This window comes from Rhizobium mesoamericanum STM3625 (assembly GCF_000312665.1).
GTDB lineage: Bacteria > Pseudomonadota > Alphaproteobacteria > Rhizobiales > Rhizobiaceae > Rhizobium > Rhizobium mesoamericanum.
The window spans coordinates 1,934,179-1,959,210 of record NZ_HF536772.1 but is presented as its reverse complement, the minus strand read 5'-3'; the positions used below and the strand labels follow the sequence as shown (position 1 = coordinate 1,959,210).

Annotated in this window: 24 protein-coding genes; 8 read left to right on the top strand and 16 right to left on the bottom strand. The window is 60.4% G+C overall.

Annotated features, from left to right (window positions below):
- Nucleotides 1–85: 85 nt before the first annotated feature.
- The 7 genes from mnhG to BN77_RS09475 are packed head-to-tail and all read right to left on the bottom strand — an operon-like array spanning nucleotide 86 to nucleotide 5,987.
- Nucleotides 86–418 carry a monovalent cation/H(+) antiporter subunit G gene (gene mnhG, locus BN77_RS09505; protein ID WP_007530996.1) on the bottom strand — a complete coding sequence of 111 codons (333 nt, stop codon included), beginning with the start codon at nucleotides 416–418 and terminating at the stop codon, nucleotides 86–88.
- Complete coding sequence (locus BN77_RS09500) at nucleotides 415–792, bottom strand: cation:proton antiporter (protein ID WP_007530994.1); 378 nt, start codon at nucleotides 790–792, stop codon at nucleotides 415–417. Before BN77_RS09500 ends, mnhG begins: the two co-directional genes overlap by 4 nt.
- Entirely contained in the window at nucleotides 789–1,262 is a 474-nt protein-coding gene (locus BN77_RS09495; RefSeq protein WP_007530992.1) for a Na+/H+ antiporter subunit E, read from the bottom strand. Before BN77_RS09495 ends, BN77_RS09500 begins: the two co-directional genes overlap by 4 nt.
- Entirely contained in the window at nucleotides 1,259–2,815 is a 1,557-nt protein-coding gene (locus tag BN77_RS09490; protein ID WP_007530990.1) for a Na+/H+ antiporter subunit D, read from the bottom strand. The genes BN77_RS09495 and BN77_RS09490 overlap by 4 nt, the downstream gene beginning before the upstream one ends.
- Nucleotides 2,816–3,193 carry a Na+/H+ antiporter subunit C gene (locus BN77_RS09485; RefSeq protein ID WP_007530987.1) on the bottom strand — a complete coding sequence of 126 codons (378 nt, stop codon included), beginning with the start codon at nucleotides 3,191–3,193 and terminating at the stop codon, nucleotides 2,816–2,818.
- Nucleotides 3,193–3,612, bottom strand: a complete 420-nt coding sequence (locus tag BN77_RS09480) for a Na+/H+ antiporter subunit B (RefSeq protein ID WP_007530986.1) — start codon at nucleotides 3,610–3,612, stop codon at nucleotides 3,193–3,195. The genes BN77_RS09485 and BN77_RS09480 overlap by 1 nt, the downstream gene beginning before the upstream one ends.
- Complete coding sequence (locus tag BN77_RS09475) at nucleotides 3,609–5,987, bottom strand: putative monovalent cation/H+ antiporter subunit A (protein ID WP_007530984.1); 2,379 nt, start codon at nucleotides 5,985–5,987, stop codon at nucleotides 3,609–3,611. The genes BN77_RS09480 and BN77_RS09475 overlap by 4 nt, the downstream gene beginning before the upstream one ends.
- 367 nt (nucleotides 5,988–6,354) lie before the next feature.
- Here BN77_RS09475 and msrB point away from each other — a divergent pair, with 367 nt between their 5' ends.
- Nucleotides 6,355–6,765 (top strand): peptide-methionine (R)-S-oxide reductase MsrB, encoded by a 411-nt coding sequence (gene msrB, locus BN77_RS09470; protein WP_007530982.1) that lies wholly within the window; start codon nucleotides 6,355–6,357, stop codon nucleotides 6,763–6,765.
- Nucleotides 6,766–6,797: 32 nt separating this feature from the next.
- Here msrB and BN77_RS09465 read toward each other — a convergent pair whose 3' ends face one another.
- From BN77_RS09465 to BN77_RS09445, 5 genes are all read right to left on the bottom strand, one after another.
- The gene (locus tag BN77_RS09465) at nucleotides 6,798–7,298 is read right to left on the bottom strand and encodes an ATP-binding protein (protein WP_007530980.1); all 501 of its coding nucleotides are present in this window, start codon (nucleotides 7,296–7,298) and stop codon (nucleotides 6,798–6,800) included.
- Nucleotides 7,295–7,801: a GNAT family N-acetyltransferase gene (locus tag BN77_RS09460; RefSeq protein WP_007530978.1), complete on the bottom strand. Its 507-nt coding sequence runs from the start codon at nucleotides 7,799–7,801 to the stop codon at nucleotides 7,295–7,297. Before BN77_RS09460 ends, BN77_RS09465 begins: the two co-directional genes overlap by 4 nt.
- Before the next feature lie 156 nt (nucleotides 7,802–7,957).
- Entirely contained in the window at nucleotides 7,958–8,626 is a 669-nt protein-coding gene (trhA, locus tag BN77_RS09455) for a PAQR family membrane homeostasis protein TrhA (protein WP_007530975.1), read from the bottom strand.
- 183 nt (nucleotides 8,627–8,809) lie between these two features.
- Nucleotides 8,810–9,127, bottom strand: a complete 318-nt coding sequence (locus BN77_RS09450; RefSeq protein WP_007530973.1) for a TraR/DksA family transcriptional regulator — start codon at nucleotides 9,125–9,127, stop codon at nucleotides 8,810–8,812.
- 36 nt (nucleotides 9,128–9,163) lie between these two features.
- Nucleotides 9,164–9,580, bottom strand: a complete 417-nt coding sequence (locus BN77_RS09445) for a universal stress protein (protein ID WP_007530970.1) — start codon at nucleotides 9,578–9,580, stop codon at nucleotides 9,164–9,166.
- Nucleotides 9,581–9,873: 293 nt separating this feature from the next.
- Here BN77_RS09445 and BN77_RS09440 point away from each other — a divergent pair, with 293 nt between their 5' ends.
- From BN77_RS09440 to BN77_RS09430, 3 genes are all read left to right on the top strand, one after another.
- Nucleotides 9,874–10,737, top strand: a complete 864-nt coding sequence (locus tag BN77_RS09440) for a VOC family protein (RefSeq protein ID WP_007530969.1) — start codon at nucleotides 9,874–9,876, stop codon at nucleotides 10,735–10,737.
- A gap of 68 nt (nucleotides 10,738–10,805) precedes the next feature.
- Nucleotides 10,806–11,972 (top strand): AI-2E family transporter, encoded by a 1,167-nt coding sequence (locus tag BN77_RS09435; RefSeq protein WP_007530967.1) that lies wholly within the window; start codon nucleotides 10,806–10,808, stop codon nucleotides 11,970–11,972.
- Nucleotides 11,973–11,991: 19 nt separating this feature from the next.
- The gene (locus BN77_RS09430; RefSeq protein WP_007530964.1) at nucleotides 11,992–13,284 is read left to right on the top strand and encodes an NAD(P)/FAD-dependent oxidoreductase; all 1,293 of its coding nucleotides are present in this window, start codon (nucleotides 11,992–11,994) and stop codon (nucleotides 13,282–13,284) included.
- Nucleotides 13,285–13,525: 241 nt separating this feature from the next.
- Here the strand turns inward: BN77_RS09430 and BN77_RS09425 are convergent, their stop codons facing one another.
- Both BN77_RS09425 and BN77_RS09420 read right to left on the bottom strand, forming a co-directional pair.
- Nucleotides 13,526–14,311, bottom strand: coding sequence for a polysaccharide deacetylase family protein (locus tag BN77_RS09425; RefSeq protein WP_007530962.1), 786 nt, complete (start codon nucleotides 14,309–14,311; stop codon nucleotides 13,526–13,528).
- Nucleotides 14,312–14,479: 168 nt separating this feature from the next.
- Nucleotides 14,480–14,869 carry a DUF930 domain-containing protein gene (locus BN77_RS09420; protein ID WP_007530960.1) on the bottom strand — a complete coding sequence of 130 codons (390 nt, stop codon included), beginning with the start codon at nucleotides 14,867–14,869 and terminating at the stop codon, nucleotides 14,480–14,482.
- A gap of 236 nt (nucleotides 14,870–15,105) precedes the next feature.
- On the opposite strand from BN77_RS09420, the gene BN77_RS09415 reads away from it, so the two are divergent.
- Nucleotides 15,106–17,214: a S9 family peptidase gene (locus tag BN77_RS09415; RefSeq protein WP_007530957.1), complete on the top strand. Its 2,109-nt coding sequence runs from the start codon at nucleotides 15,106–15,108 to the stop codon at nucleotides 17,212–17,214.
- Nucleotides 17,215–17,230: 16 nt separating this feature from the next.
- Nucleotides 17,231–17,752 carry a DUF1697 domain-containing protein gene (locus BN77_RS09410; RefSeq protein WP_007530954.1) on the top strand — a complete coding sequence of 174 codons (522 nt, stop codon included), beginning with the start codon at nucleotides 17,231–17,233 and terminating at the stop codon, nucleotides 17,750–17,752.
- Between the two features lie 13 nt (nucleotides 17,753–17,765).
- Here the strand turns inward: BN77_RS09410 and BN77_RS09405 are convergent, their stop codons facing one another.
- Nucleotides 17,766–19,217 carry a DHA2 family efflux MFS transporter permease subunit gene (locus tag BN77_RS09405; protein ID WP_007530951.1) on the bottom strand — a complete coding sequence of 484 codons (1,452 nt, stop codon included), beginning with the start codon at nucleotides 19,215–19,217 and terminating at the stop codon, nucleotides 17,766–17,768.
- A 276-nt stretch (nucleotides 19,218–19,493) separates the two neighbouring features.
- Here BN77_RS09405 and BN77_RS09400 point away from each other — a divergent pair, with 276 nt between their 5' ends.
- Together BN77_RS09400 and BN77_RS09395 are read left to right on the top strand one after the other, a co-directional pair.
- Nucleotides 19,494–21,002, top strand: a complete 1,509-nt coding sequence (locus BN77_RS09400) for a protein adenylyltransferase SelO (protein ID WP_040677667.1) — start codon at nucleotides 19,494–19,496, stop codon at nucleotides 21,000–21,002.
- A 126-nt stretch (nucleotides 21,003–21,128) separates the two neighbouring features.
- A complete protein-coding gene (locus BN77_RS09395; RefSeq protein WP_007530943.1) occupies nucleotides 21,129–23,468 on the top strand; it encodes a glucose/quinate/shikimate family membrane-bound PQQ-dependent dehydrogenase in 2,340 nt (779 codons plus the stop codon).
- Nucleotides 23,469–24,076: 608 nt separating this feature from the next.
- On the opposite strand, the gene bla is transcribed toward BN77_RS09395, so the two are convergent.
- Nucleotides 24,077–24,967, bottom strand: coding sequence for a class A beta-lactamase (gene bla / locus BN77_RS09385; protein WP_007530941.1), 891 nt, complete (start codon nucleotides 24,965–24,967; stop codon nucleotides 24,077–24,079).
- Between the last annotated feature and the right edge of the window lie 65 nt (nucleotides 24,968–25,032).

Here is a 25,032-nt window from a genome sequence, read left to right as displayed (position 1 = left end):
GTCTGCACCAGACCCAAACATTAACCATTAAGAAATCTGCAAAAGGGTGCAAAAATCAACTTAAAATACTGAATCGGAAGCGCTCTCATCTTTCAGCGAGGTCATCGCGCACCGACTGCGGCCAAAGACGATATCCTGTTCTATGGGCCGCCCGAGCCAGAAGGTGCGTGGCAACCGGCGCCGTTAACAGAAAAAAGACGAAACCGGCGAGCGCTCGTGCAAAGACTGCGACCTCGCCCGACGCGACACCGGCGGCAACGAGCAGCATGCCGGAACCTACCGTTCCAGCCTTGGAAGAGGCATGCATGCGCGTATAAAGGTCCGGCAAGCGCACGATACCGAGAGCGGCGACAAGTGCAAACAAGGAGCCCCCAAGCAGCAGGAATGTAACAGCGAGCGCGACCGTATAGTCCATCATCCCTTGCCCTTTCTTTCGTTTGCGCCGCTGCGTTTGGCTGCCACTTTGGGCTTTTTCGGGGCACTCGCCCTTTTTTCGCTGTCCCATTCTGAAACGGTGCCGCGCGATATTACAAAACGTGCGAAGGCGATCGTCGCCAGGAAGCCAACCAGACCTAGCGAGATAGCAATGTCGATGTATAGGTTGAAGCCTGTCTTGACCGCCAATACAGCGATGAAGCCGATCGCCGTGCCGGACAGCGTGTCGAGCGCCAGGACCCTGTCGGGCAGCGTCGGGCCGGCAAGCACCCGCCAGCCGACCAGGAGGAATGCCAGGCCGAGGATCACAAGAGCGACCGCGGCGGCGGCAGAGACAATGGTAAGCGGCGTGATCATCGGAATGCCTCCATGATCCGGCGTTCGAATCCGTTGGCGATGTCGCGCCTGGTCGCTTCGGGATCGGCGCAGTCCAGCGCGTGGACGTATAGTGTCTTGCGGTCGTCTGATACATCGACCGACAGCGTGCCCGGCGTCAGAGTGATCATATTGGCGAGCAGCGTTATCTCGAAATCGCGGTCGACAGTCAGCGTAAAGGCGAAGATGCCGGGTTGCAGCCGCATTTTGGGCCTCAGCACCGCAATGGCGACCTTCAAGGCCGAGATCGCCAATTCCTTTAGAAACAGCAGGGCAAGATGCACGATCGCCCACGATCGGCGAAGATATCCTTTGCCGCCATAGGACCTACGGATGACGGACAGGCATAAAGTGGCCAATACAAACCCGAACAGGAGATTGTCGGGCGTGCTGCTGCCGGTGATCGCAGCCCAGGCAAGGGCAAGCAGGAGGTTGATCAACAAGGCGATCATGGCATCGCTCCAGCGGAGAAGACCGATTGGAGATAGGGCGTCGGATCGATTAGACCGTTCGCTGCGACCTGCACCATGTGCAGCAGCCGTTCGGGCAGTATTCCGAACACGACAACCAGGGTCGTCAGTATGGACAGAGGCAATCCCGCCTGCCAGCCGATGGACGCTGCCGTTTGCGGCCCCGCTGCCGGCCGCCAGTAGGCGAGCAGAAAGACTCGCCCGAAGACGACCGTCAGCAGGAAGCCGCCGACCAGGATCGCGGCGGTCAGCCACCAGGCGCCGACGTCGATCGAAGCCCTGACCAAAATTACCTTTGGCCAAAAGCCGGAAAAGGGCGGCAGTCCGCAGGCGGCGACAAAGAGAATGAAGGAAGCCGCCGCAAAGGTGCTGCTGCGACGATAGAGGCCGCCAAGACCGGCAAGCGAGAAATTGCCGGAAAGTGCGGCCGCCTGTCCGGCCAGGAGATAGAGCGCCGTCATAAGCACCATCGAATGCAGGGCGTAGGCAATTGCCCCCGAGAGCCCGCCCGGCGTGCCGAGCGCAATACCGACCAGCATGTTGCCAATGCCCGATATCACGACGTAGCCGAGAAGCTTGCGGATATCGTCCTGCGCCAGCGCCCCGAGCGCGCCAATAATGATTGTCGCAGCCCCCGCCGCGGCGATCAGCAGGCTCAATTGCTCACGCTCGACCGGCAGCACCATGACCATGATGCGCATGAGCGCGTAGAGTCCGACCTTGGTCAGTAGCCCGGCAAACAGCGCAGACACAACGATGCGCGGCGTGTGATAGGAGGCCGGCAACCAGAAATTGACCGGAAAGGCTGCGGCCTTAATCGCGAAAGCCAGCAGCACGAGGGCCGAGAGCGTCATCCGCGGCGCGCTGTCGTGTACGGTTTCTACTTTGCCCGCTATATCGGCCATGTTGAGCGTGCCGAAAACGGCGTAGACGATACCGACCGAGATCAGGAACAGCGTCGTACCGATCAGGTTCAGCACCGCATATTTCATCGCCCCGTCGATCTGCCCGCGCTCAGAGCCTAGGATCAGCATGCCAAAGGACGAAATAAGAAGCACCTCGAACCAGACATAGAGGTTGAAAACGTCTCCGGTCAGGAACGCCCCGGAAACGCCTGCCATCAGAAGCAGCAGCAAGGGAAAGAAACCATATCGGCGACCGCTTTCGGTGACGTCATTCAATGCATAAAGACCGACGGTAAGCGCCGCGATGGCGGCGGTCAGGGCCATGAGCGCGCCGAAGAGATCGACGGTGAAGGCGATGCCGAAGGGCGGAAGCCAGCGTCCCATCACCATTGTCATAGGACCACGCGCGACGACCTTTGCCAAAAGCGAGGCATCCAGCAAGACCAAAACGGCGAGGCCCGGAATGGCGACTTGCGCCTGCAGTCGCATGGAGCTGCGCATCATCAGAAGCACGGCGCCGAGCGTGATGCAGAGCGCGACAGGCGCGATGATGAGCCAGTTCTCCAGTGGCACCGGCGCTGTGACCATCGCAGCCGAGAGATCGGTGGTCGTGTTCGTCGGGGCGGTCATCTAGTACCCCATCGGCGGCAGCGGCGGATCGAGAGGTTCGGCGACACGCATCTCGTCGGTATTGTCGGTGCCGATATCCTGATACGCGCGGTAGGTCAGCACCAGCAGGAAGGCAAGGAAGGAAAAGGAGATGACAATCGCTGTCAGGATCAGCGCTTGTGGCAGTGGATTGGCGGCGCCTTCGGGGAGCGTATCGAGGTTTGCCGGGATGATAGGCGGCACCTCGCGCGTCAGCCGTCCAGCGGTAAACAGCAACAGGTTGACCGCGTTGCCGAGGATAGCGATGCCAAGCATGATCCGGATCGAGAATTTCGACAGCATCAGATAGATCGCCGCGGCGAAGAACAGGCCGACGAGAATCGCAAACAACGGCTCCATCACTCGACCTCCCTTTCCTCAAGCGTCAGCGCGATCGACGTGATGGCGCCGACGACGACCAGATAAACCCCGATATCGAACAGCATGACGGTCGAGAGCGGCAGGTCGACACCCGATATTTCGGGATAGATCCAAAGCCCGGTCATAAACGGCATGGCAAAGACGATCGACAGCAGGCCGGCGCAGCAGGACATCAGCAGGCCGGCACCCGAAATCGACAAGGGATGGAAGACAATGGCCCGACGCACAGCGCCGACACCGCGGGCAATGCCGAAGATCGCCAGCGCCGAGGCCGCAATCAGCCCGCCGATGAAACCGCCTCCCGGCTCGTTGTGGCCGCGCAGCAGGACGAAGATGGAAAAGAGCAGCATCAAGGCCGTCAGCACCGGAGCGATCGTTCGGAAGATCAGCGTGTTCACGGGCGCTCGACTCCCAGATCCTCAGGCACGTCGGGATCGTTTTCCGCTAGCTTGCGCTCGGTCTGGGCGCGGATGCGGATGAGGGCGAGGATCGCAACGCCACTGATGGCGACGACCGCGATTTCGCCCAACGTGTCTGTGCCGCGGAAATCGACGATGATGACGTTTACGACGTTGGCGCCGTGCGCGATCGTCTTTGAGTAGGTGCTGAAGAACTCCGTCAGAGCGCTGTTGAAAGGCGTCTGCGTGGCTTTCATTAGTAGAAGCGAGAAGCCGCAGCCGCAGGCAATCGCGATGCTGCCGTCGAATATCGTCTGGCCGAGCGGCCGCCGATCCGTCGGCGACAATTGAAGGCGGGTCATGACCAGCGCCAGGATGACGACGGACAGCGTCTCCACCATGAACTGCGTGAAGGAAAGGTCGGGCGCGCCAAACAGCAGGAAGATGATGGCGACAGAGAAGCCCTGGACGCCGAGCGAGACGATCGCCGTCAGCCGGTCGCGCGCAATGACGACGCTGACGAGGCCGAGGACAGCGAGCAGGAAGATAGCCCCTTCGTGGATCTGGACGCGCGACGGCCAGGCAGGCAGCATCGGCATTTCGCCAAAGAGCCAAAGCGGAACGAGCAGGGTGGCTGCAACGCAGAGGAAGGTGCAGGTGATGTAGAGTTCAAGTCGCCCCGGCTGGACGAAACGCGTCACGCGGACCGACAGCCTGATCAGACCGGTGATAAAGTAGTCGAACCCGCGGTCCGGTCCCGGTCCGAGCTTGCGCAGTATAGTCGCCACGGTCAGGCGCGCCAGACCGATCCACCAATAGACAAGAGTGCCCAGCGCGATTGTCAGGATAGAAAGAAGGAGCGGCACTCCGAAGTGTGGGATCAGAGAAATTTCGATCACGCTCGACGATCCACGGATAGCGGATACCGTCGGAGATGTGATGTAGCGGTGCGTAGCCGCAGAGAATATCGCACCGACAAGGCCCAATAGCGCCAGCACGATGGGGCCGCCCCACAGCAGCGGCGGTGCCTCATGCGGGTGCTTTGGCGTTTTCAGGACCGGCCCGAGAAATGGCTTGAGCGCCACAGCGAAACCAACCGCGAACATCAGCGCATTGCTGACCACTGCAACCAGCGTAAAGACGATTGATCGCGGGTTTGCATGCGCCAGCGCGGCATAAATCTCTTCCTTGGCAAGGAAGCCGACGAATGGCGGCAGACCGCCCATGGAAATCGCGGCGGCGAGTGCGGCGGCAAAAGTCAGCGGCATCGCCGTCCGCAAGCCGCGCAGTTTCGTGATGTCGCGCGTGCCGGTCTCATGGTCAACAATGCCGGCGACCATGAACAGCGCGCCCTTGAAGAGTGAATGCGCCACGAGGTAGAGCGCTGCGGCCTCGATGGCATAGGGCGCACCGAACCCGGTCAGCAACACAAGAAGGCCAAGGGAGGAAACTGTCGTATAGGCGAGTTGCAGCTTGAGGTCGGTCTGGCGGATCGCAAGCAGCGTGCCGACGATCAGCGTCACGCCCCCGAAGAGCGGCAGCAAGGTCTCCCACGCCAGCGTCCCGCCCATGACAGGATTGAGCCGCATCAGGAGATAGACACCCGCCTTTACCATCGTCGCCGAATGCAGGTAGGCGGAGACCGGCGTCGGCGCCTCCATTGCGTTCGGCAGCCAGAAGTGAAACGGAAACTGCGCCGATTTGGTGAATGCACCGCCGAGGATGAGGATCAGGATCGGCAGGTAGTATGGATTGGCGCGCAAGAGGTCCCCGGCCTGCAGCAGCGTCGACAGGTCGGTGGCGTTCGTCGTGCTCCAGATCAGGAGGAGGCCGGCTAGCAGCAGAAGGCCGCCGCCGCCTGTGACGACGAGCGCCTGCAAGGCCGCGCGACGGGCAGCCTCGCGCTCATGGTCGAACCCGATCAGCAAGAAGGACGTGATCGACGTTAGTTCCCAGAAGACAACGAGCATCAGCAGGCTGTCAGATACGACGATGCCGAGCATGGCTCCCATGAACAGGAAGATAAAGGAGAAGAAACGCCCCTGATTTGGATGCCCCTTCAGGTATCCACCGGAATAGAGCACGATCAGCACGCCGATCCCGGTAATCAGCAGCGCGAACGTCACTGAAAGGCCGTCGAGCAGCCAGGAAAAACGGAGGTCGAAGCTCGGCACCCAGGCATAGCCGCCGGTAATCACCTCGCCATCTGAGATCGCTGGCAGCAGGCTGGCGAAGTGCGCAAAGGCCAGGAGAGGTGCGAGCGAGAGCGGCCACGCAGCATTGGCACCAAGGACGCGAACGAGAAAGGGAGCGAGGACGGCGCCGAGAAGTGGCATACACAAGGCCGCAAATGTCAAAGCCGTGACACCGGCCATATGCCCCTCCTCTGCTGGCGACGCTTCGTGGAGCCGGCCAAAGCCGGAAGTCCCGTCAGGTGTACGAGAACAAGCGCGCTGTCACAAGTCTTGTTCGACCAAGAGCAACCGGCAACAGCAGAAAATCACAGGGAACGGTTGTTTCGGGTCCGTGACGTGCCGCGGCACCTTCGAGGCGTTCGTTGAAGCGATACCAACCGAGGTGGTGTGCGCTTTAGGCCTGCGCGGCGATCTGCCTTCTTAGGGATCGCAGTTTTTGCCGGACGGGATGCTGCGTCGACGAGCTCCGTGTCCCTTGATCGATATGGCTTTCCACACCACATTGCTGTCGAAAATCAATGCCGCCCCGACGCGAAAGGAACAAGCCATGGCCGATACGACAATCGCCAAAGTTCACAAGACCGACGCGGAATGGAAAAAACAGCTAACCCCCGAGCAATACCGGATCACCCGGCAGCACGGCACCGAGCGTGCCTTCACAGGACCCTATTGGGATTCGTTCGAAACCGGGCTCTATCGCTGCGTCGGTTGCAACTCGCCGCTGTTTCGCTCGGATACGAAGTTTGATGCCGGTTGCGGATGGCCGAGCTATTTTGAAGCGGTCTCGCCCGACGCGGTGACCGAACATCGCGATACAACCTACGGCATGATCCGCACGGAAATCCGCTGCGGCACGTGCGATGCCCATCTTGGCCATGTCTTTCCCGACGGCCCGCCGCCGACCGGTCTGCGCTATTGCATCAACGGCCACGCAATGGTGTTCGAGCCTGAAGAGTAGCGCTTGGCCCACGGACCAGTTCGGAAATACCTTCAGAAGCGCTCAGAGACCGCGCGAACGCTTTCATCCAGTGACAAGCGAGACGTGTCGAGTATCGCGCATTTCTTCGCCACGGCCTCGCGGCGCAGGAAGGACGCCCACATCATCATTTCGGCGTTGGCAAGCTCTGGTTGGCGGCGCTCGATCGCCAGGCGATGCCTTCGTGTTTCGTCATCACAATCGGCCAGCAGCGGCAAATAGGCGATGCCTGTTGCTGCTGCCGCTTCTTCCAGAAAGGCAAGGCGCATCTGGCCTTCGAGTAGCTGATTGCGGCCAGCGTGCTGCGCCTGCGCGAGGCGCTCAAACCACTTGAAGGTCATGGCGCGCTGCCAGCCGGCCGGCGAGCCGTAGTCTGCAGCCATCCTAGAGAGCGGTGGAACACCGATGTCATCGAAATGGTAGACGTCGATCACACCCGCGAAGCGGGCAGCAACCGCCTTGGAGATCGCCGTTTTGCCCGATCCGGAAGCGCCGGTGAGAACGATGAGGCTCACTTCGTGACCCTAAGCTCCATGCAGGTCAGATCCAGCCAACGGCCAAACTTGGTACCGACTTCCAGGAAGGTTCCCGTGACGCGGAAGCCAAGCTTTTCATGGAGTTTGATGGACGCCGTATTTGCGGCCTCGATGCCGGCGATCATGACGTGGATGTTGGCCTGGGCGGCTCGCAAGATCAGAGCCCGCATCAGCAATTCACCGATGCCCGCGCCACGGCACTCCTTGTCGACGTAGACCGAGTGTTCGACCGTGTGGCGGTAGCCATCAAAGGCCCGCCAGTCGCCGTAGGAGGCATAGCCTGCAATCTTGCCATCCTTCTCAGCAACGATGACCGGGAAGCCCTTTGTCTTCCTAGCCCTGAACCATTCGATACGGTTGTCGAGATCAACCAGCGTATCGTTCCATATCGCAGTCGTGTGCTCGACAGCGTCATTGTAGATATCGCGGATCGCCGGCAGATCGGTTTCGATGGCATCGCGCACGAGAACGGCGTCAGTCATATCAGGTCCAGTTTCAGTTCGGTTCCGGAGCGGCATACGCCCGGCATTCAGCATTGTAAACCAGCTAGATCGAGCGCAGGAGCGACTGTCCGCGCCAAGGTGGGTAATCACGGCGCCATGGACAATAGCCATGCAAGCTTCGGCTGAACGTGATGATCAGAGACCAGCGTTCGCCATGCTGAAGCAGGTGAGTACCGCCGAATAGTGCACGGCTGCCGCGGCCACCACGAAACCGTGCCAGATGGCATTCTGAAAGCGCAGCTTCTCCCACACGTGAAAGATGACGCCTAGAGAATATATGACACCCCCGACAAGGATCAGCAGCATTGATACAAAGGGAATGCGTTCCGCCACGGGCCCGGCAACCAGGATGCCGCTCCACCCCATGCCGAGATAGAGAAGGATAGCAAGCTTGTCATAGCGGCCCGGAAAGGCGCATTTCAAGAAGATGCCGAGCGCCGCGATCGCCCAGATGCCGATCAGCATGGATAACAGTAGCGGGTTGTCGGCACCGCGCTCGAGGAAGGGCGTATAAGTGGCGGCGATCAGGATGAAGATCGAGGAATGATCGAGACGGCGAAGGAACCACTTCGTCCGCGAAACCGGCCAGGCGTTATAGGAGAAGGAGATTCCGATCGTCAGCACCAGCCCGATACTATAGATCCAGGCAGCGGCGAGTTCGCCATAGGAACTCCAAAGCGTGGCATAAAAGATCAGGACGGTCGCACCGATCAGCGCGAAAGCAAGCCCGATGCCGTGCACGACGCCATCGGCGATCAGCTCATATTTGTCGTAAGCCCAGCGAATACCGTTGAACTCTGTCATGCCGGGGACCCCTCACCTTTCCACCCGATCGTCGCACCGAACCGGTGGGCAGGCAACACAACAGAGATGGCGGACCATTAAATCTTCGTGAGATATGGACCCGATTTTTGCGCATGGAGATAAATGGACGCAAAGCAAGAGGGTAGCCCTGAAAGCGGCGACCCTTGAAACATGACAAACAAATCAACCCATGCAATCCTCGCAAAGGGGTGCATAAGGAACGGCACCAAGGCGCTCCTCGGAGATCGGCTCGCCGCAGCGAACGCAGGTGCCGTACGTGCCCTTCGCGATCCGGTCGAGGGCGGCGCCGATGGCGCGCAGTTCTTCCTGGCCGGCCTGGCCTAGTCCCTCGAGCACTTCATCGTTCTCGCTCTCGGTCGCGCGATCGTCGCTGTCCTGCTCCTTGGTGCGCCCGAGATCGACGTCGATGCGGCTCAACCGTGATTCCAGCTCGCGCTGCCGGTCGCGCAGAATCTTCTCATAGGTCTGCATGTCGGTCATGGATGTTCCTCCATCGGTCCTTTGCCGTTGTTCTTCTTAGCGCTGCCTATCGACCAGCACCGAGCATTTGGCATGCCTGACGACACGGTCGGCGGTGGCGCCGATGAAGTAGTTGCTGAAGTCGGGGGTATGTGAAGCGATTATGACGAGATCCGCACCATGCGCTTCTGCGGCGGCGAGGATGCTATGAGCTGGGCGGCCGTGACCAATCTCGATCATTGCCGGTATGCCACAGGTGCGGATCAGCCTTCCGAGTTTTTCCTCGGCGTCGTTGGCCGCGTTCTGCAACAGCTCGGCCGGCAGATCGATTGCAACATAGGTGGGCACCTCTTCGACTACATTGAGCAAAACAATCTCACCTCCGGTATCAAGAAGCGTAGATGCTTTGCGGAAGGCCTTTTCACCACGGTCCAATGCGCCTATTTCGATCGGAACGATGATTTTCTTATACATTCAGGCCCTCCAGCGGCGCCGTTTCTAACTGCCCACATCTTCTCAGGAGATAAATAAGGCGCTTTGATCAAGATCAAGATCGGCTCAGATTATCGTCAACAATCGCCGAACGCTGAATCGCCAAAAACTGGCCTTCTGTGAACAATCGGAATGGGTCATATAAGGATCAAGTACAGCAACCAAGGACCTCTGAGGCATATTGGATCGGCGAAAATTCCTTGGTATTGGCTACGGGCGGCGCCTTCGCCGCCATCGCCGGTAAGCCTTTCCCATCCGTGGCAGGAGAAAGACGAATGACCACTGAAACCTCTTACGCTTTGACGCGCCCTGCCTATGTCGACCAGTCGCATCTCGTCGTCACCGACTTGCCGCTGGTTTCCAGCTTCTATCAGTCCATGCTTGGCCTTGGTGTCATCGAGAAAAGCGCCAGCGGCGAGGTTCTCGGCGTCGATGGCACGCCGCTTTTAAGCCTAACGACAGGCAAGCATGTCCGCGTCGCACCCCGCGATGCCGCCGGCCTCTTCCACACGGCCTTCCTGATGCCGAGCCGCACGGAGCTTGCCCGCTGGCTGCGCCACGCCGCACACAACAACGTCGTCCTGGATGGCGCTTCCGATCACCTCGTCAGCGAAGCGATCTATCTCTCCGATCCGGAAGGCAACGGTATCGAGATCTATGCCGACCGTCCGCACGAGCAATGGAAATTCCATCAAGACGGCCAAGTGGAAATGGCGACGCTTCGCCTCGATCTCCAGTCGCTCTACAACAGCGTCGCGCCTGACGATGCCTGGGCCGGCATGGCCGACGGCACGGCCATCGGCCACATCCACCTGCAGGTCGGCAATATCCCGGAGGCCGATGCCTTCTATCGCGATGTGCTCGGCCTGAAGCTGATGGCGCAACGTCCAGGCGCCAGCTTCTTTGCGACCGGCGGCTACCATCATCATGTCGCCGCCAACATCTGGAACAGCCGCGGCGCCGGAACCCGCGCGGACGGCATGACCGGCCTCTCGGACTACACGCTTCGCTTCAACGACAAGGTTTCGCTCGACAAAGCCGTCGCCAAGCTCGATGAACTCGAGATCAAGAGCGAAAGGCGCAATGGTGGCGTCTTCCTGCACGATCCCTGGGGCATCGGGCTGACGCTCGCTGCCTGACCCCTCAGGAACCTGAAGGCGTTTCGATGCGTTTCCGTCGCGAAGCATAGGGCTTCCGGGAACCAGCGATGGGAATTGCCAACGGCATCCGCAAACAGGCCAGCAAGATCTCGATGGGCGAACGCCCTGTCAGTGCATGGGCTGAAAAACTGAGCCAAGACACGGAGGAGATGCCGCAGGCGCCGACGCGCCGCGTCGAAAAAGACGGGCTTGATATCACCATGGCCTGGGCAGTCATCGGTATCTTTGCGGTGCTGGCTCTTTCGGCTATCTACATGATGTCGCTCATTCTCGTCCCGGTGACGCTTGCTGTCGTCGTCGGCATGATCCTCGGTCTGCTCGCCGAGAAACTCAGCAAGCTTGGCGTGCCGCGCATCACCAACGCCGTCATCCTGTCGACCAGCGTCGCGCTGGTGATCGTCTTCGTCGCCAATTCGCTTGCCGGACCGCTGGCAACCCTTGCCAATGAGGGTCCGGCCTTTGTCGAGAAGACCTTCAACCGGATTATGCCCTATCTCGAGCGGATCAGGTGGCTGCACATTACGCCCGAGACCTTCCAGGGCGGCTCGATGTCGAGCGAAAAGCTCCTCGAAAATACCGGAAACGTGCTGCATCTCATCAGCGCCAATCTGACCCCTGCCCTTGTCCAGGCGCTGATTTTCTTCGCCGCGCTGCTGCTCTTCCTTGCCGGACGCGTCAGCCTGCGTAGATCGATCATCATGGTCTTCAGGACGCGCTCAGAGCGGCTTACCGCGATCCGGGTAATCAACGGCGTCGAACAGGTTCTCGGCTTCTACTTTGCAACGGCTTCGTTGATCTATGCATGCCTCGGTGTGATGATGATGGTGATCGCCTATTTCGGCGGTCTTTCGGCACCGGTGCTCTGGGGCTTCTTTGCCTTTCTTTCGAGCTTCATACCCTATCTCGGCATTGCTTCCATGACGCTGGCCGTCGCAATCGCAGGCATTCTCACGCATGACGGCCTCGTGATGGGTCTAGCGCCGGCCGCGGCCTTCTTCATCGTCCACCTCGTCATGGAGAACCTAATCTTCCCGGCTGTCATGGGCAAGCGCTTGGAAATCAACCCTTTCATCGTGTTTCTGGCGATTCTGTTCTGGACTTGGATGTGGGGCGCGGTTGGTGCTATGCTTGCCCTACCACTATCGCTGATTGTCATGACCATCATCGATGAACTTTTCATCGAAGAGAAAATACAGCCGCAATTGCCGAAATAATTGAGGTAAGACGCGTCAGATGGCCGAAATCGATCTTGCAGAGTCCAGCCAGAACCGGCTGAAGAGCGGCGCCTCCGCCTGGAGCCACGCCGGAACGAAACCCGCCTACCAGCCACTTCAGGACAATCTCAAGGTCGACGCGATGATCATCGGCGGCGGGATTACCGGTGCGCTGATCGGCCAGCTCCTTTCCGAACGCGGGCTTTCCGTGGTGATCGTCGACCGCCAAACGCCTGGCCTTGGCAGCACGGGGGCGAGCACGGCCATGCTTCAATGGGAGACGGACCGAACGCTCGGCGAACTTGAGCATTTCTACGGGTTCGACCGCGCCGTCGGGATCTACAGGCGGAGTGCAGCCTCGGTCGCAGGCCTCTCCAAGCTGATCGTCGCAAACCGCATTGCCTGCAATCTGCTGCCACGGCAATCGCTGTTGCTGACCAGCAACCAGGAGGGCGCGGGCGATCTTCTTCGAGAGGTCGAGCTTCGTCGCCGGGCCGGTCTGCCCAGCCGTTATCTCGAGCATTGCGATCTCTTCACCGAGTTCGAACTCGATCGCGATGCGGCCATCCTCTCCCGCGGCTCTGCGGAAGCAGATCCGTTGCTCCTGACCTGGGGGCTGCTGGACATTGCGGTGAAGCACGGTGCACGTCTTATCGGCGCTTCCGTCACCAGGCTCCATAGCGAAGGCGGATCTGTATCGGCGGAGACCGATGGATCGTTCGTAATCGATGCGAAAACGGCGGTGCTGGCCACCGGCTATGTGATGCCAGGGATCGAGATGCCGAAACTGCATCGAACAACATCGAGTTGGGCACTGGCAACAGTCCCGCAGGATCCGGCCGCGCTCTGGCGCGATCAGGTGCTGATCTGGGAAGACAGCCACCCCTACCTCTATATGCGCACAACGACGGACGGACGGATCATCGCCGGCGGTGAGGATGACGACACCATCGATCCTGCCGCCCGCGACGCAAAGCTTGCCGAGAAGGTCATGGCAATCCGGGAGAAGATGAAGCGGCTCTGGTCACGGGCCGACACACGTGTCGCGACGGCGTGGTGCGGCACCTTCGGCGAAACGTCGGACGGGCTGCCGCTAATCGGTCCGGTTCCCTCGATGCCACAGGTCTATGCCGCTTGCGGCTACGGCGGCAACGGTATCACCTTCTCTTATCTCGCTGCGCAGGTTATCGGCGCAATGATTGGCGGAGGATACCGGGACTGGTTCGATGATTTCGCTCTCGATCGCGACGCAGCCGGGGTGACGCGACGTTCGAGGGTGAGCGGCGAACCCCGGCAGACCGCCCTGAACTAGGTCGCTCAATCCGACGATTTGGCCACGACCGATGCTCTGGTGGTTGCTGCATCAACGAGCTTACCGTCCGGCATGGCTTCGGCCCATGGCGAAGGCGTCGCCCAGCTATGGCGACTGTCCGTGAAATCCGGGATTCCTGTGATCAATTAGCTACCGGTGGCGGCCCGAGGCAGCGATCTCGCACTCCGGTCTTCTGGACAGCGCCTCTGATAGGCTTGCCACACCGCCACTCGATCCTAACTCACTGCGTCGTCTGGTCGTCGCCCATGTCCTCGACATCTTGTAGGCGGACGAATTCGACGCCCTTGGCCTTCAGGTCGATGATCGCTTTGGCAACGCCCTCTCCAGCGGCATGCGTCGGCTGATTGATGTGGGAGATCACCACGTCGCCGTCCTTGGCTGACGCAATCCGTTTTTCCGTGACACTGGCGCCGAGGAGCGAGCCGCCGTCGCCGTTCACGGAGTAACCGGCGATGCGGTATCCCATTTCACGGATCTGCACGATCGAGGAGCGGTTGTACTTGGCCGTCGAGCCGCGGAACCAGTGCGGCGGGGCAATACCGGCCGCAACCATTGCATCGGCGCCGCCCTGGACTTCCTGGCGCACCGCTTCCGGCGACCCGGCGGCGGCAATACCGTAAATCGACACCGGTTTGTCAACGGCTGGGACATGGTTCTGGCCGTGGTTCTCGAGCTCGAAGAGATCGGGATTCTGAAGGAACACCTGGAGCGCCTGTGGATTGTGCTTTAGCCAGCGCGCGGTGACGAAGATCGTCGCGGGGATCCGCTCGCGGATCAGAACCGTGAGGATGCGGTCGTCGGCTTGACCCATGCAGGCGTCGAACGTCAGCGCCACGCGCGCGTGACCATCGATGCCAGACGCGCCAATACGCAGTCGCGGCTCGACCAACTTCGGCTCGACGGCCTTGGACGCTTGCGCGGCTTTGGCCGGTGCAGGAAGAGCGGCCGCAGAAGCCGCCGAAACGGAGGCGATCACCAGAGCCGAAGCAAGAAAAAGACGATTCATACCAAAGAGAAGCCGTTCATGGTTCAAGCATTGCATAACGCACGCCGCGCGCCGGCGCCACGTGGTTTGGCGCCGCTCGTGATTTGCGCGAGCATCATCGAAGGAGCAGATGCCAGAGGACTAAGGCTTCACAAAGGCAAAGCTGGGAAAGGCCCCTCCACCAGGCGTTCAATCATAGAGATAGTAGTTTTCCCACTTCTCGCGCGGGACCTTGTCGCCAATCGTGTATTGCAGATCGCGGACGTTCATGTGCTGCGGACCGGTGATGCAGGTATAGGATAGATGATACCAATCGCCCTTGCTGCGGAATACCGCGCCGGGCGCCTCCAGCTTGTCGTCGCTGGGGACCGGATCCTTGAACGTATAGGCAATCACCTTATCGGGTTTGTAACCAGTATCGTCTTTGTTGATTCGGCTCATGGCCTCCGTGTCGCAGCTCTGCTCGAGACGGGTCGCGGGATCGAGCCTTTCGAGTTGCTTCTTGATTGCGGGATCGACTGCGAAGGCTGGAAAAGCAAGGCTAAATGCGGACAGAAGCAACACGAGACTTTTTGGCATTACGGTGGGATTCCTTTGCATTCTCATTCCGGACTCGCCTGTGGAGAACCGAGGTTTCCGCAGTCGTACAAGGGGCAATTTCCGGGCGACGTAGCGGACTTTCTTAAACAATGTGGTGACATCAAGGCAACATGAGCGTTCCTTCGGTTTTGCCACAGAGCTGTCTTCGGCGCTTGATCCAAGACATCCGCGTCTCTATGTCTTGCCCACCTGACATCACGTATCCGGAGCCTTCCTTGACCGTCTTCACGAACCTGCCGAACCCGCCCGTCGCCGCCAAGAAGCCGCTCTCCGATACGCGCCACGGCATCACGCGGACCGACGACTACGCGTGGCTGCGCGCCGACAACTGGCAGGCGATGTTCAAGGATCCGTCGACCCTCGATCCCGCGATCCGTCAGCACCTGGAAGCCGAAAATGTCTACATGAACGCGGCGATGGAAGACACCAAGGCGCTGCAGAAAACGCTGTTTGCCGAAATGCGCGGCCGCATCAAGGAGGACGACAGCTCAGTACCGATGAAGGACGGCGACTTTGCCTACGGCACCTTCTTCGTCACCGGCGGCGAACAGCCGCGCTACTTCCGCATTCCGCGCAACGGCGACGTCAAGGACGAGGCGATCCGCAGCGTTCTGCTCGACGGCGACAAGGAGGCCGCCGGCAAGGCATATTTCAGGCTCGCCGGCCTCGACCACTCGACCGACCACAGCCGTGGCATCTGGGGCTATGATGACAAGGGCTCGGAGTTCTATACGCTGAGAGTGCGCGATCTTACGACCGGCCAGGACATGGCCGACGTGATCGAAAACACCGGCGGGGGCGGCGTCTGGGCGCCCGACGGCAAGAGCTTCTTCTACTCGGCGCTCGACGAGAACCACCGCCCCTCGAAGGTGTTCCACCACATTCTCGGCACGCCTCAATCCGAAGACCGGCTGGTCTACGAGGAGAAGGATGCGGGCTTCTTCATGGGCGTCGGCGGTTCGCTGCTCGACGACTTTATCTACATCGACATCCATGATCACGAGACGTCGGAATACCGACTGCTCTCCACCAAGGACCTGACGGCGGAGCCGAAGTTGGTGGCGGAGCGCGAGGAAGGCATCGAATATTCGATGACGGAGGGCGGTAACGTCTTCTACATCCTGACGAACGATGGCGACGCCAAGGATTTCAAGATCATGGAGGCGCCGGTTGAAAACCCAGGCAAGGCGAACTGGCGCGAGGTCGTACCGCACAAGCCGGGCACCCTGATCATCAGCCACATGGCCTATGCGCGCCATCTGCTCTGGCTGGAGCGTAAGGACGGCCTGCCGCAGATCATCATCCGAGACCGTCGCACCGGCGAGGAACACGCCATCACCTTTGCCGAAGAGGCCTATTCGCTCGGCCTACAGGGGGCGGCGGAGTACGATACCGACGTCATCCGCTTTTCCTATTCGTCGATGACGACGCCGTCGCAGCTCTACGACTACAATATGGTGACGCGCGAGCGCACGCTCCTGAAGACCCAGGAGGTGCCCTCCGGCCACAATCCGGATGATTACGTCACCCGCCGCGTCTTCGCCCCGGCCTGGGACGGCGAACAAGTCCCTGTCACCCTTCTCTATCGAAAGGATACGCCCCTCGACGGCTCCGCGCCCTGCCTGCTCTATGGCTATGGCGCCTACGGCATCACCATTCCGGCCGGATTCAACACCAACTGCCTGTCGCTCGCCGATCGTGGTTTCGTCTATGCAATCGCCCATATCCGCGGCGGCAAGGACAAGGGCTTTGCCTGGTACGAAGACGGCAAGATGGAGAAGAAGACCAACACCTTCAAGGACTTCATTGCCGCCGCTGACTATTTGAATCAGGAGAAATTCACCTCCTACGCCAGGATCATTGCCGAGGGGGGCTCGGCCGGCGGCATGCTGATGGGCGCCGTTGCCAACATGGCTCCAGAGAAATTCGCCGGCCTGATTGCCGCCGTTCCCTTCGTCGATGTGCTGAACACCATGCTCGACGACACGCTGCCGCTGACGCCGCCCGAATGGCCGGAATGGGGCAACCCGATTGAGAGCAAGGAAGACTACGAGCAGATCGCCGCCTATTCGCCTTACGACAATGTCAGCGCCAAAGCCTATCCGCCGATCCTGGCGCTCGGCGGCCTCACCGATCCGCGCGTTACCTATTGGGAGCCGGCAAAGTGGGTGGCGCGGCTGCGAGAAAAGACGACCGGCTCGGCGCCGATCCTGTTGAAGACCAACATGGATGCCGGCCATGGCGGAGCATCCGGGCGCTTCCAGCGCCTCGAGGAGATCGCCTTCGAATACGCCTTCGCCATCAAGGTCGCGGGCAAGATGTAAACGGCTGGAGGAACCCTTGACGGTCTATGTGGCGCTCCTGAGAGCGATCAATGTCGGCGGCACGGCCAAGCTGCCCATGGCTGATCTGAAGGCCGTCTGCGAAGAGCTCGGCTTTAGCGATGTGAAGACCTACATCCAGAGCGGCAACGTCCTGTTTCGCGCAAACGAGGCGCAGGCGCAGGTCGAGCAGAAGCTCGACGACGCGCTTGGAATGCTGCTCGGCAAGAAGCCCGGCGTGCTGCTGCGCAGCCGCAAGGAACTGGAAGCGATCGTCGCCAACGCGCCCTTCCCTGACGCCAAGCCCAACTATCTGCTTGTGAGCTTCCTGCCGCAACCAGCGCCGGACGATGCGCTCGACAAGATGGTCGCGCCGGATGGCGAGGAGGCTGTTTTGGCAGGACGTGAAATCTATGTCCATTTCCCTGTTGGTTCCGGCAAGTCGAAGCTGAAGCTACCAGCCCTGAAACCCGGAACGACGCGTAATCTCAATACGGTGCGCAAACTCGCCGAGATGGCGGCTCAGATGGAGGACGGATAGTCTCCGTCCTGGCTCAGTGCTCGACGGCGTGTGCCGCCTTGCCAACCTGGTGACCGCTGATATCGGCGCCAGCGCTTCGCGAAAAACGCAAGTTCCAGAACGTCGCCGTGACCGAGATAGCGGTGACGACAAGGAAGGCTGTGGAGAAATCGCGAAGCTGCGGCGTCTCGCTGCTGTTGACCATCATCGATGTGTGCAGTGCCAGCGCGCCGACGCAGATGCCGAGTGACAGCATCAACTGCTGGAACGTCGTGTAGAAGCTGGTTGCCGAGCTCATCCGATCGCGGTCGATCTCATCGTAAGCCACGGTATTGTAGGCCGTGAACTGGAATGACATGAAGAAGCCGCACATGACGAGGATCGCGAAGATCAGCGCCAGCGGCCAATCCGGACGGAAGGCGGCGCAGAGCGCGTAGCCGAAGGTGGCGATCACGCCGTTCGCAACAAGGCTGTTGCGAAAACCAAAACGGCGCAGCACGCGGGGCGCGACCGCCTTCATCGCCATGGAGCCGAGGGCGGCAGCAGTGACCAACTGGCCGGCCTTGGCGGCCGACAAGCCGAAGCCGAGCTGGAAATAGAGCGGCAACAGGAACGGCTGCGCGCCCTGCGTGATGCGGGTCAGCGATCCCGCGATGACCGAGGTACCGAAGCTCGGCACCTTCATCAGCGAGAAATCCATGATTGGCGACGGATGACGCCGGGCGTGCTTGAGGTAGGCGATGCCGAAAAGCATTCCGACGGCGATCAGGAACACCGAGAAAGCGCCCTCGCCCGGACGGCTCGAGCTTTCGAAACCAAACAGTAGGGAGCCGAGCCCGATACCTGAGAGGATGAAACCAACCATATCGAATGGGCGCTTCGCCTCACCCTTGAAATCCTCGATGAAGATCGAGACCAAAGTGAAGCCGAGGATGCCGATCGGCACGTTGATATAGAAGATCCAGCGCCAGTCGAGATAGGTGACGATCAGACCGCCGACCGGTGGACCAAGGATCGGGCCGACCAGGGCCGGCACGAGCAGCCATGACATGGCGTTGACCATGTCTTTGCGGCTGACGCTACGCAAGAGGACGAGTCGACCGACCGGCAGCATCATCGCGCCGCCAAGCCCCTGCAGAAGCCGCGCCAGGACGAGGCAGAGGAGATTGGGCGAAAGCGCGCAGAAGATGGAGCCTGCCACGAAGACAGCGATCGCCGAGCGGAAGACGGTGCGCGAGCCGAAGCGATCGGCAATCAAACCGCTGGCCGGAATGAAGATTGCGAGACTGAGAAGATAGGAGGTCAGCGCAATACTCATCGACGGAGCGCTGACGCCGAAGTCGCGCGCCATGGTCGGTAGCGCCGTTGCCAGAACGGTAGCGTCGAGCTGCTCCATAAACATGGCGCTTGCCACGATCATCGCTATCACGCGGAAATTCGCCTTGGCGCGCGCGATAGTCGCTGCCTGGTAGATCTGATCCGACATCGTCAGGGATCACTCGAAATGACGTGGCCACGCGGAAGCGATAGCCGCGGTATGGTATGGCGTGATGCCAAAGGGAGATTTGAGATCTTTGTATACGCCCGCAAATGTGGCGCCGTTATGCTCATATGGAAAGGCAGCCGTGCCGTCCGGGAATGGCTGAGATCGTGCCTGATCAGGTGTCGCACAGCAACGTTTCATAATCCTGTCTGCCGGAAAGGATTTTGACCAAACCGCTTCTTGCTTGCGACAATCGGTGCCGAACCCTACCTATGGGGCATGACCCAAGCTCTGCAAGAATCCACGCGCCCCGCCGCCCCCTTCGCCTTCGACAACAGCTACGCGCGGTTGCCGCAGCAGTTCTTTACGCGCCAGGCTCCCTCGCAGGCTGCCGAGCCGTGGCTGATCAAGCTGAACGAACCGCTTGCCGAAGAACTCGGCCTAGATATCGAGGCGCTCAAGAGAGACGGCGCTGCGATCTTTTCGGGCAACCTCGTGCCCGAAGGCGCGGATCCGCTGGCTATGGCCTATGCCGGGCATCAGTTTGGATCCTTCGTCCCGCTGCTCGGCGACGGACGGGCGATCCTGCTTGGCGAGGTCATCGACCGCAACGGTCAGCGGCGCGATATCCAGCTGAAGGGGGCAGGCCAGACGGCCTATTCCCGCCGCGGCGATGGACGTGCCGCGCTCGGCCCGGTGCTTCGGGAGTATATCGTCAGCGAGGCGATGTATGCTCTCGGCCTGCCGGCAACCCGAGCGCTCGCCGCGGTTTCGACAGGCCAGCCCGTCTATCGCGAAAACATCCTGCCGGGTGCGGTCTTCACCCGTGTTGCCGCGAGCCACATCCGCGTCGGCACGTTCCAGTTCTTTGCCGCGCGCGGTGATACGGACGGCGTGCGGGCGTTGGCAGACTACGTGATCGACCGGCACTACCCGCACCTCAAGGACACGGACAATCCCTACCTTGCACTCTATGAGGCCGTTTGCGAACGGCAGGCGGCATTGATCGCCAAGTGGCTGCACATCGGCTTCATCCACGGTGTCATGAACACCGACAACATGACCATTTCGGGCGAGACGATCGATTTCGGCCCCTGCGCCTTCATGGACGCCTATGATCCGCGCACCGTCTTTTCCTCGATCGACCAGGGCGGGCGCTATTCCTATGCCAACCAACCGGGCATCGGCCAATGGAATTTAGCACGACTCGGGGAAACCCTGCTGCCGCTTTTTAATGCGGATGCGGAGAAGGCCGTCGAACTCGCCAACGCCGTGATCCAGCAATACGGCGAGCGCTTCCAGATCCACTGGCTGCGCGGCATGCGCGAGAAGATTGGTTTGGCGACCGTCGAAGACAGCGATCTGGACCTCATTCAGTCGCTGCTTGCAGCGATGCAGGCGAGCCAAGCCGACTTTACCCTCGCGTTGCGCCGCCTTTGCGACTGCGCCGCCCCTGGAGATGGCGAGGCACTCTTCCTTTCGACTTTTCGCGAGCCGGAAGGCGCGCGCGAATGGCTTGCCCGCTGGTGCGATCGTCTGACCCGTGACAGTGGTCGGACCGCAGCCGACCGAAGGGCGGCGATGCGCGCTGTCAATCCCGCTTTCATTCCGCGCAACCATCGTATCGAGCAGGCGATCAACGCCGCCGTCGAGGATGCGGACTTCTCGCTCTTCGAGGCACTTCTTGCGGTCCTCTCCAAGCCCTATGACGATCAACCTGACTTTCTGGCATACATGGAGCCGCCGAAGCCGGAAGAACGCGTGCTGCAGACCTTCTGCGGAACGTGATCGGACGAAAGCACTCTCCTACCTAAGGTCGCAGTTGACGCTCATTGCGACCGCTCTATCTCGCTGATTTGCGAATTTTTTCGCGCTCTGATCGCACCCGTTTAACATCAGCGGGAGTCTTCCCAGATGGCAATCGTCGTTACATCAGTGCTTTTCATGCTTTTCGGCCTTGCCCTGGTCGGTGGTGGGCTCTGGCTCATCATACTCGGCGGCAGCTTCTTTTATCTCTTTGCCGGCGCCATGTTCTTGGTGACTGCTGTCCTGCTTCTGTTGCGAAGATCAGCCGCGTTGTGGGCCTATGCAGCGCTGATCGCGGTCGCCTTGGTCTGGGCGGTCTGGGAAGTCGGATTCGACTGGTGGCAGCTTGGGCCGCGCGGCGGACTGATCATTCTTCTCGGTTTGTGGCTGTTGACGCCTTGGATCCGCCGGCCGCTCGGCTTTGTCAGCCCGACCGGTATTTCCTATGGGGCCAACCCCTGGCCGCTTGCCATCGCGGTTCTAGTCGCGATCGCCGTCGCAGGCTATTCCATGACGACCGATCCGCACCGGATCATGGGCAATCTGCCGACTGAGGCCGTTACCAGCCCCGCTGAATTCGGCGGTGATGTTCCCGACGGAGAGTGGCATCAATACGGCCGCACATCATTCGGCCAACGCTTTTCTCCGCTTGATCAGATTAATGTCAGCAACGTCAGGGATCTCAGGGAAGTCTGGCGCTATCAGACTGGCGACGTGAAGCGGCCGGAGGATGTCGGCGAAACCACCTATCAGGTCACACCGCTGAAAGTCGGCGACACGCTGTATCTCTGCACGCCTCACAATTGGGCAATCGCCCTCGACGCCAAGACAGGCAAGGAGAAATGGAAGTACGATTCCAACTCCGGCATGAACCCGAACCGCCAACACCAGACTTGCCGCGGCGTCACTTACTATCGCGACACGGCCGCAGCCCCCGGCTCCGCCTGCGCCGAGCGTATATTTCTTCCAACGTCCGACGCGCGCCTGATCGCGCTCGACGCGGCGAATGGCCAGATCTGCCCAAGCTTTGCCGAAAATGGCGTGCTGCATCTCGAAAAGGGCATGCAGTACAATCCGGCCGGCTACTACTATTCGACGTCGCCGCCGGTCGCTGTCGCCGGCAAGCTGATCGTCGGCGGCGCCGTCAACGACAACTATTCGACCAAGGAGCAGTCCGGCGTCATCCGCGCATACGATATCAATACCGGCGCGCTCATCTGGAACTGGGATTCGGGCAATCCCGACGTCACCACGCCGTTGGCCGAAGGGCAGACGTACACCACGAACTCTCCGAACAGCTGGTCTGTCTTCAGTGTCGATGACGGCCTCGGCATGGTCTATATCCCGCTCGGCAATCAGGTACCCGACCAGCTCGGCATGAACCGCAGCGCCCATGTCGAGAAATACTCCTCCTCGATCGTCGCGCTCGACATCGCCACCGGACAGGTGAAATGGGTACAGCAATTCGTCCATCACGACTTGTGGGACATGGACGTTCCCGCCCAGCCTGTGCTGTTCGACATGACGAGATCGGACGGAACGTCCGTGCCGGCGCTTGTCGCCCCGACCAAGCAGGGCGACATCTACGTGCTCGATCGGCGCACCGGGGAGGCGATCATCCCGTTCAAGGAGATACCGGCTCCAGGCGGCGCCATCCCTGAAGACCATACGTCGCCAACCCAGCCGATCTCCGACCTCACCTTCTCGCCGCCGCCGCTGCAGGAGAAGGACATGTGGGGTGTGACGTTGCTCGACCAGCTCGCCTGCCGCATCCAGTTCCATCGCTACAAATACGAAGGTCGCTATACGCCGCCGTCGCTGGTGGGTTCGATCATCTATCCCGGCAATTTCGGCACTTTCAACTGGGGCAGCGTTGCTGTGGACCCGGAGCGGCAGATCATGTTCGCCATGCCGACCTATCTCGCCTTTACCTCACGGCTGGTTCCCGCTGCTGATATTCCGCCGAAGGGGCAGGATGAAAAGGGCAGCGAACAGGGGCTCAACCGCAATGACGGCGCCCCCTACGGCGTGTTCATGGGACCTTTCCTCGGACCGCTGAAGATTCCCTGCCAGGCGCCACCATGGGGCTATGTCACAGGTGCGGATCTGCGTACCGGAAAGATTGCCTACAAGCGCAAGAACGGAACCGTCTACGATATGTCGGCATTGCCATTGCCCTTCAAGGTAGGCGTACCGGGCATTGGCGGTCCGATCCTGACAAGGGGTGGCGTTGCCTTCCTCGGGGCGGCCGTCGATAACTTTTTACGCGCCTATGACGTCGCCAATGGCGACCAACTCTGGCAAGCCCGTCTGCCGGCCGGCGGCCAGGCGACACCTATGACCTATACAACGAGTGACAACAAGCAGTTCGTCGTCATGGTCGCCGGCGGCCATGGCTCGATCGGAACCAAGCCCGGCGATTATGTGATAGGCTACGCCCTTCCCTGAAGTGTGCCAAACCTGCCGAATGGCCGCCGCTGAAGAGGCTCTGCGTGCCCCAACCACAAGCTCCGGGCAGATCTGCTGCACCATTCTCCGCTCACTGTTTCAGGAGATTTTTTAGATCGGCAGCAGCATTCCCAAGAGCTATGGACCAAGTAGCCTCTTTAGCCAGTCCAGCCAGCGCAACATGCAACAATCCAGCGATACCGAGGTCAGTGTTCGCCACGGCACGGTGGCGCTGCAACCAATCAGCACGCCAGTGTCGATCTCCAGCACACTATAGGCGCTTCAGAAAAGCGGCACGGTGACCATGAACGGCACAGTAGATCTCGCGCGTCATGACGCCGTCGTCTGAGTTCACCGATCTTGCCGCCCAGGAGCGGATTTGCAGCCAGATACTCGAGCGACTCGGGCTGACAGAGGACAATGTGATGGCGATGCCGCCGGAGTAGCGCGAGGCTATCGAAAAGCAGATCGCGGACGAACTGAAGCGACAGCTGACCGGCGAGGACGGCAAGGGCAAGCCGAGCGCCGATACGAGACTTCTATAAACTGGAATTGGATCGATGCGACGGAGATTCACGTTTCCGTCGCATCCCTTTGACGGGAAAGTCCTATCCGACCATATCGGCCACGATCTTGCCGACCTCGGCAAAGACGGGGTTGATTTCCGACACCGGCGCTTTGGCCTGTGTTACGTACGCAGCGACCAAGATCGCGCCGTGACCAGGTGGCCAGACGACAGCAATATCGGCAGCGCTCCCATTGTTGGCGGTGCCCGTCTTATCGCCGATCTTCCAGGTATCCGGCAGGCCTGCCCGAAGGCGCGCACCGCCCGTCGTGTTCGCCACCATCCATTCTATCAGCTTGTCGCGCGACGGTTCGGACAGGGCCGAACCTAGCGTCAAGTTGCCGAGCGTATCGACCATCGCATCGGGGGTGGTCGTATCCTGCGGGTCGCCGTCCTTGACTTCATTGAGCGCCGTCTCCCAGCGGTCCAGCCGCGTCGAACGATCGCCAAGCGTGCGCAACCATTTGGTCAGCTCAGCCGGTCCTCCGAAGCTTTCCAGCAACAAGTTCCCGGCCGTATTGTCGCTAAGCGTGATCGCCGCCTGGCAAAGTTCACTGAGGCTCATGCCCTCGCCGCCGACGTGCTTTTCCGTTTCCGGCGAGTAGGTGACGAGCTTGTCCTTCTCGTAGACGACGCGCCGCTCGAGGGTCTCCTGCCCCTTGTCGACACGCGCCAGAACCAACCCGGCGGCTAGGACCTTAAATGTGCTGCAGATGGGAAAGCGCTCGGTCTCGCGATAGCCGAAAGAAATGTTGGTGTCAGTGTCGATGGCGGACACACCGATGTGACCGCCGATCGCCTTTTCGAGCGCATCCATGCGCCGATTGATGTCATCATCGCTGTTCTCCGACCACGCAATGCGCGGCAGAAGCAGGGCGGGGGAAAGCATCGCCGAACCGAGAAGGGTTCGGCGACGGATCGAAAAGCTACGCATGAAAATTCCTCTGCCCGAATCAATGGACACAGGGCTACAGCCTGATTGTGGCCCGCATGCGTCGC